The 3,355-nt window shown below is 73.5% G+C and carries 3 protein-coding genes; 1 reads left to right on the top strand and 2 read right to left on the bottom strand.

The window, feature by feature from the left end; all coding sequences use genetic code 11:
• Window positions 1-1,439 (top strand): hypothetical protein (locus tag VNO22_13780; GenBank protein HXG62441.1); only part of this gene is annotated, 1,439 nt, incomplete at its 5' end.
• A gap of 13 nt (window positions 1,440-1,452) precedes the next feature.
• Here the strand turns inward: VNO22_13780 and VNO22_13775 are convergent.
• Both VNO22_13775 and VNO22_13770 read right to left on the bottom strand, forming a co-directional pair.
• A complete protein-coding gene (locus tag VNO22_13775; protein ID HXG62440.1) occupies window positions 1,453-2,208 on the bottom strand; it encodes a HEAT repeat domain-containing protein in 756 nt (251 codons plus the stop codon).
• Window positions 2,205-3,355: hypothetical protein (locus tag VNO22_13770; GenBank protein ID HXG62439.1), on the bottom strand; the 1,151-nt coding region annotated here is incomplete at its 5' end. The genes VNO22_13770 and VNO22_13775, both read right to left, overlap by 4 nt.

The following is a 3,355-nucleotide window of genomic DNA, read 5'->3' as shown; positions in this document are numbered from 1 at the left end:
CCCGCGCGGCGCTTCTGGCCGCGCCCGACGCCCCCGAGCTTTCGCGCCAGCTCGTGCGGCTCCTCTTTCTCCTCCCCGGTCCCCGCCGCGTCCCCACGGGCTGCGCCGCCTGCGGCGGCCAGGGCTCCGCCCCCTGCGCCTCCTGCCGCGACGGCCGCGCCCCCGGCCCCTGCCCGCGCTGCGACGCCAAGGGCCACGTCCCGTGCCTCCTCTGCGACGGCGGAGGCACCCTGGACCATTACGGGTTCCGCGGCACCTTCATCCTCTCCCTCCAGGACCGCCGCGTCCGCACCGCCGCCGGAACCGGCACCCTCCACGGCCAGACGATCACCTACCGCCTGGACCCCTGCTCGGGAGGGAACTTCCACCTGCGCACCGAGAACGTCATCACCTGCGAGCACAAGAACGACCCGCGGGTCAAACCCGTCAAGTTCGACGGCTCCGTCCCCTGCGCCGAATTCTGGAATCAGCTCAAGCTCTACGCCTTCAACGGACGCGCCCGCATCCAGATCGTCGATCCGCGCGGGCAGCCCCGACCCGTGTCCCCCGCCGCGGCCCGCCGCTTTCTGGCCGACTTCGAAACCTGCAAGAGCGGCCGCATTCCCTGCGAACGCTGCGCCGGACGCCGGACCGACCCCTGTTCCCTCTGCGGCGGCGCGGGCCGCGCTCCCCTGCCCTGCTCCTCCTGCGAGGGAACCGCCCGTCTGGCCTGTTCCGCCTGCAAGGGCTACGGCGACGCGTCCTGGCTGGCGCGCCTCCTTCCCCCCGCGGATCCCGCGCTTCGCGAAACGCTCGAGCGACAGGCCCGCGCGCTCCGCGACTGGATCGACGCCCGCGCGCGGCGCGCCGCCCTGCGCGAAGACCTCGCGCGCCGTCTCGAGGAGGCCCGCCGCGGACTCGACCCCTCCGCCCGCCTCACCGACGACTACGTGGACGTGCCGTGCCCGCGCTGCAAAGGAGCGGGCGGCGAGTGCGAGGAATGCTGGGCGAGCGGACGCCGCGAGTATTACGAGGGAACCCCGCCCTACGAGCGATATGCCCTGGCCCGGCGCCTCGAGCGCCGCCTTCAGGAGACCGCCGGCCCCGAGGCCCCGCCGGACATCGTCCCCTGGCCCGACGCTCCCGCCCCTCCCGTCTCGGCTCCTCCCCCCGCTCCGGCCGTCGCCATCCCCTCCACCGTCGAGGAAATCGTCCGCCAAGCGGACGCCCTCCACGAGAGCGGAAAAGCACACCTCGAAAAGGCCAAGGCGGCGGAGGACCCCGCCGTGTGGGGAGAGGAAGCCTCCCGCGCCCTTCAGGACCTTCGCCAGGCCCAGACGCTCTACGCCGCCGCGCAGGAGAAGCTCGACGCCGAAGGGCGGCCCGTTCCCCGCGAGCTTCGGGAGAAATTCCGGACCAACATGCAGGCGTTGATCATGGCCCGTCGGGCGGCGCCCTGAGGACGGCGAGCGATCAGTCGCCCAGCTTCATTCCGCCGCGGCGCTTGCGCCACCACGCCGCCCACGCGCGGGCGTCGGGCGCGTCGTGCCCCGTGACCGCCCGGAGCGCCTGGAGAATCGGCTCGCGCAGAAGGGCCCGTTCCGTGCGGGGAGCCGAATTCGTCCCGCCCGACCCTTCCCGCGAATGGCCGGGCAACGCCCCTCCGAAAAGATCGCCGGGCACGACTTCCTGATCCCCCTGGGGCCCTTCCACGCGCCGCAGCGCCCGGATCAAGGGATCGACGGACGAGAGCGAACCGATCCTCCCCGCCGCGTCGATGGCCGCTTTGGCCACCCAGAGATCGCGGTCCTCGATCAGGCGATCCACCGTCCCGGCGGCGGCGCGGGCCCGCAGGCGGCCCAGCCCCCGAAGCGCTTCGATCCGCACGCCCAGCGCCTTTCCGCCGGCGTTCTCCGAAGAACGCACGGCGCGCACAAGTCCCTCGACCGCGCCGGCGCTCCCCTCGAACCGTCCCAGCTCGCGCGCCGCGACGATCCGGACCGGCACCGCGACCGCGGAGCGCACCAGAAGCGCTCCGAGGGCGCGCGCGACCTTCTCATGGCGCGTGCCGGCGGCCTCGATGACGGCCGCGGCCTTCTCGTCGGGGCCGATCCGCGGATCGGCCATCGCGTCCCGCAATTTGCGGAGCGCCTCCTCGACCGCCGTTTCGCCGCCGCCCTGCAGGGCGGCGACCGCCAGCGCAAGCCACACGACCGCGACCGTCGTCATCGCATCCGCCGCACCAGGCTCACCGCATCCAGATCCAGCGTCCCTTCCCGGCGCTCTTCCGGAAGGCTCACGCGCACCTCCGTCACCATGTCGGAGGGAACCATCCGGACTCCTTCATGATGAAACTCGTCCAGCGCCACCTCCACTTCCTGCCAGACGCCCTTCCTCGACAGCGCCGCTGCGGCCCGGAACGGTCCCAGGTGAATCGTAACCTCCGACGCGTCGGACCGGCAGCGAATTCGGAGTCTCATCCCGGTCAGATAAGGGATCGCCGGCTCAGGCCGGATCGCGGCGGCCGGGACGGGCCCCGCTTCGCCTCCGCCGGCGGCGGAAAGATACGCCCGCCCTCCCTCGCGCATCACGCGCCCCGCAAGAACCGTGTAGGCAAACGTCTCCCCCTCGGCCTCCTCGAAAGTCGCCGCAAAAAGAGTCGTCTGCGGGGGCAGAAGGGCGGCCAGCGCCTTCCATCTCCGGAAATCCGCCGGGCGATCGGCCCACCGCCCGTCCGCCCGGCACACCCATTCCCGCCCGGACCCGAGGCGCGTGCCGCGACCGGGATCCTTGAGCTCCGCACGGCCCTCCAGAAGCGTCACCGCCAGCTCCCCCTCGCCGCGCCCTTCGAGGACGACCCGGCCGTTGAGCGCCGCGAAGTTCAGCTCCGCCCGCCCGAAGGACACCTTCCAGCGCTGCGTGGCGCCTTCCGTATCGACCAGCGCCGCCCCCTGGTGGATCTCGAGGCCGTAGGCCCGGTCCGCCTCCGAGCGGAAAACGGACGCCCGGGCGCCCGCGCTCAGCGCCAAGGTCGCCCGGCCGTCCACGCTCAGACCGGCGCCGGGTCCGAACGCCTCGATCGTGTCCCGGCCGTCCACCCGCTCGAAGGGCTTCCGCTCCGCAGGCTTCGCTTCCCCGCGGGCGATCCGCAGGCCGCCCTCGATGTCTCCGATCACGACCGGCGCATGAGCCTCCCGGAGGATGGCGATCGTGGGTCCGGGCGGCGCGACCGGCGGCGCCGGACGCGGCTCCGGAGCGGACGTCGGACGTTCCTCGCGCGGCGGAGAAGGCGGCGCGGGCGCCGGCGGCTCCGGACGGGCCGGCGGCGCTTCCGCCGGAGGAGGCACCGGCGACGGCCGCACTACGACGCGCGGCG

The organism is Planctomycetota bacterium, assembly GCA_035574235.1.
GTDB lineage: Bacteria > Planctomycetota > MHYJ01 > MHYJ01 > JACPRB01 > DATLZA01.
Note: the sequence above shows the minus strand (reverse complement) of the source record. Positions and strands in the feature narration are given on the sequence as shown.

Excerpts from the sequence above, each read along its gene's own strand:
- VNO22_13775 (HXG62440.1), bottom strand. The coding sequence starts at position 2,208 with ATGACGACGGTCGCGGTCGTGTGGCTTGCGCTGGCGGTCGCCGCCCTG.